This window comes from Oceaniglobus roseus (genome assembly GCF_002869745.1).
Lineage (GTDB): Bacteria > Pseudomonadota > Alphaproteobacteria > Rhodobacterales > Rhodobacteraceae > Oceaniglobus > Oceaniglobus roseus.
The window spans coordinates 1-3,369 of the sequence record NZ_PNOS01000079.1 but is presented as its reverse complement, the minus strand read 5'-3'; the positions used below and the strand labels follow the sequence as shown (position 1 = coordinate 3,369).

General features: G+C 72.2%; 4 protein-coding genes. 1 reads left to right on the top strand and 3 read right to left on the bottom strand.

The features are described 5' to 3' along the window. The coding region (locus A7B20_RS21010) for a UbiA family prenyltransferase (RefSeq protein WP_172961083.1) at window positions 1-925 on the top strand (925 nt) is incomplete at its 5' end. Between the two features lie 6 nt (window positions 926-931). On the opposite strand, the gene A7B20_RS21005 is transcribed toward A7B20_RS21010, so the two are convergent. The 3 genes from A7B20_RS21005 to A7B20_RS20995 form a co-directional block, all read right to left on the bottom strand. Next, on the bottom strand, window positions 932-1,687 hold the full coding sequence (locus A7B20_RS21005; protein WP_102110526.1) for an SDR family NAD(P)-dependent oxidoreductase: 756 nt from the start codon (window positions 1,685-1,687) through the stop codon (window positions 932-934). Then, a complete protein-coding gene (locus tag A7B20_RS21000) occupies window positions 1,687-2,994 on the bottom strand; it encodes an FAD-binding oxidoreductase (protein ID WP_102110525.1) in 1,308 nt (435 codons plus the stop codon). Before A7B20_RS21000 ends, A7B20_RS21005 begins: the two co-directional genes overlap by 1 nt. Continuing rightward, window positions 2,975-3,369, bottom strand: a 395-nt coding sequence (locus A7B20_RS20995) for a lysylphosphatidylglycerol synthase transmembrane domain-containing protein (RefSeq protein ID WP_157937756.1), incomplete at its 5' end; no start/stop codon positions are given. The genes A7B20_RS21000 and A7B20_RS20995, both read right to left, overlap by 20 nt.

Here is a 3,369-nt window from a genome sequence, read left to right as displayed (position 1 = left end):
GCGCCGGGTGCACGCCCTGCCGGAGCGGGCGGGCACCGATCCCAAGGCGCTGCTCCGGGCGCTGCGGCCGCACCAGTGGGTGAAGAACATCCTGCTGGTGCTGCCGATGATCGCGGCCCACGATTTCACCCTGGCCACGCTCCTGCCCGTGCTTGCGGGGATCCTGGCCTTCTCGGCGGCGGCCTCGGCGATCTACGTCGTGAACGACCTGCTGGACCTCGACGCCGACCGGCTGCACCCGACGAAATGCCGCCGCCCCTTCGCCTCGGGCGCGGTGCCGCTGTCGGCGGGCATGGCGGCGGGGCTGGCCGCGGCAGCCGTCGCCCTGGGGCTCGGCGTGCTGCTCGGCCCCGCGTTCCTGGCGGTGATCCTCGTCTACATGGTGCTGTCGCTGTCGTACTCGCTGCGGCTGAAGCGGATGCGCTGGATCGACATCTTCACGCTGGCCGCCCTCTATACCCTGCGCGTCGTGGCGGGGGCGGCGGCCGCGAAGGTCGAGGTCTCGGTCTACATGCTGGTGTTCATCTTCCCGGTCTTCGTGACCCTCGGCTGCGTCAAGCGGATGACCGAACTCGCGCTGGCGCGGGACGACGGAATCCTGCCCGGCCGCGGCTATGGCCGCCGCGACAGGGGCGACCTGCTGAACATGTCGGGGGTCGGCATGGTGGGGGCGCTGGTGATCTTCGCGCTCTATGCGTTCAGCGCGCAGGGCCGCGCGCTCTATCCCACGACCTGGGTGCTGCTGCTGGCGCTGGTGCCGCTGGCGGGCTGGCTGCTGCGGATGATCGCGCTCGGCTACTCCGGTCGGCAGGACTATGACCCGATCGTCTTTGCCATGCGGGACCGGCTGGGGATCGGGCTCTTGCTGCTGACGCTGTCGCTGATGTTCTGGGCCGCGGGCCTCTGGGCGCAGTGGTTCGGCTGAACCGGATCAGACCGACATCTTCTTGAACATCCGTTCCGGGATTGCCCGGATGATCAGCATGATGAGCCGCCAGAAGCCCGGCGTGTAGATCACGTCGCGCCGCTTCTCGACCGCCTTCAGGATGTTCGCCGCCACCGCATCCGGCGAGGCGACGAGGAACATGCCCTCGATCCCCCAGGTCATCGCCGTGTCGGTGAAGCCGGGCTTCACCGTCACCACGTGGCCTCCGGCGCGGGTCAGCCGGTTGCGCAGCCCCGAGAGATAGGTGTGGAACCCCGCCTTGGCGGCGCCGTAGACGTAATTGCCGATCCGCCCCCTGTCCCCCGCGACGGAGCCGAGGCCGACGACGCAGCCCGCGCCCCGCGCCTCGATCAGCGGTGCGAGCATCTGGAGGAAGCGGGCGGGCCCGGTGAAGCTGTCGGTCACGGTGCCGTCGATCAGGGCGGGGTCGGCGTCGATCGCGGATTGCGGCGGCATCGAACCGACGAAGACCGCGGCGTTGACCACCCCCTCGCCCAGTCCGTCGAGGATCGGCTGGAAGGTCGAAGGATCGCGCGCATCGAATCGCACCGCTTCGGCCGAGGCGGCGCCGCGCATCAGGCAGTCGGCCGCCGTCGCCTCGAGGTCGGCCATGTCGCGCCCGGCCAGCACCAGCGCCGCGCCCCTGCCGGCGAGCGCACGGGCCAGCGCCCGGGCCATGGAGGAGGTCGCGCCGAGCAGGATCCAGGTCTCGGGGGGCGTCTCGGGACGGGCTGGCGGCATCACGCGCTCCTCAGGTCGAGGCGGCGGACCAGGTCGGTTTCAAGCCTGCCCTCGGGGTCGATGCCGTTCACGATCTCGGCCCATTCGGCACGGCGGGGATACATCGCGCGGATCGTCGCGCCCTTCGACAGCGCGTCCTTGGCAAGGTAGATCCGACCGCCCGCCGCCAGCGCATCGGCCTCCAGCGCGGCGATCAGCCGCTGCGCCCCGGCGCGGTTGGCGAAATCGACGGCCAGCGTGTAGCCCTCCATCGGGAAGGACATCAGCCCGGCCGCGCCCGGCCCCATCCGCTTCAGCACCGCAAGGGGCGAGGCGAGGCCGGAGCGTGCGATCCGCTCGAGCATCGCGCGCAGGGCAGGGGCGCCGTCGACCGGCACGACGCACTGGAACTGGTGGAACCCCTCGCGCCCGTAGAGGCGGTTCCAGTCGCGGATCCGGTCGAGCGGGAAGAAGAAGTCCTGGATCGGCTTCACCACCGTGCGCCCGGCCGCGGGCACGCGGCGGAAGTAGGCGGCGTTGAACAGCTTCACCACCGGCGGCGACAGGGCGAAGGCGGGCGCGTCGAAGGGCACCGCCCGCGCCCGGCCGCGCTGCGTGACGAGGCCCGAGCCGGTCTCGCCCTCCTCGAGGATGCCGCGGCCCAGGTCGTCGCCCCGGGCGGTCGCGTCGATCCAGCCGACGGTATAGGTCGCGTCGGAGGCGTCGAGCCGTTCGAGGAACGCGTCCCAGCCCGGGATCCGCCGCTCGGTCACGATCATCACGTCGCCCTTGCACTTCAGAAGCTGCAACTCGGCCGTGGCGATGGCCCCGGTCTGGCCCAGCCCGCCGACCGTGGCCGCGAAGAGCGGATCGCCGGGCGTCACCCGCCGTGTCTCGCCACCGGGCAGAAGCAGCGTCAGCGCCCGCAGATGCTGCCCGAAAGAGCCGGCGCCATGGTGGTTCTTGCCGTGGACGTCGTGGGCGATGGCGCCGCCGACGGTGGCGAAGCCGGTGCCGGGCATCACCGCGGGCAGCCAGCCCCGCGGCGCGAAGAGCCGCGCGAGATCGCCAAGTGTGGCGCCGCTCTCGACCTCGACCGTGCCGGTGGCGGGATCGAAGGACAGGACGCGGTCCAGCCGCACCGTGCGGATCGCCGCGCCGCCGTCGTTCAGGCAGGCGTCGCCGTAGGAGCGGCCGTTGCCGATGGCGGGGGAGGGTTCGTCCCGCATCAGGCCGGCCAGGGTCGACAGCCGTTCGGGGCGGGCCAGCCGTCCGGTGGCGCGCAGGGCGCGGCCCCAGCCGGTGTAATCAGTCGTCTTCCAGCGCATGGGCTCCCTTTCCCGACCGCCGCTCGGCCTCGGCGAAGGCGGCAAGCCCCAGGGCGATGGCGAACCAGAGCGTCGTGAGGCGGATGATCGCCGTGGCGGGCAGGGCGACGGACAGCGGCACGCCCTGCAGCGACAGGAGCGCGACCATCGCCGCCTCGGCCCCGCCGATGCCGCCGGGCGCGCCGGTCAGCCCACCCGCGAGGGTGGAGAACACGAAGATCGCGATGGCGGTGGACAGCGCCACCTCGCTGCCCATCCAGCCGAGCAGCAGCCAGAAGGCCAGCCCCTCGGCCAGCCAGCCGACAAGGCCGAGGGCCAGCGCGAAGAGGATCACCGCGGGGTGCGAGAACCGCGCCAGCGTCCGCGCCGCCCGCC

What these genes read in the sequence shown, in the direction of transcription:
- A7B20_RS21005 (WP_102110526.1), bottom strand. Translation starts at nt 1,687, where the DNA reads ATGCCGCCAGCCCGTCCCGAGACGCCCCCCGAGACCTGGATCCTGCTC.
- A7B20_RS21000 (WP_102110525.1), bottom strand. Translation starts at nt 2,994, where the DNA reads ATGCGCTGGAAGACGACTGATTACACCGGCTGGGGCCGCGCCCTGCGC.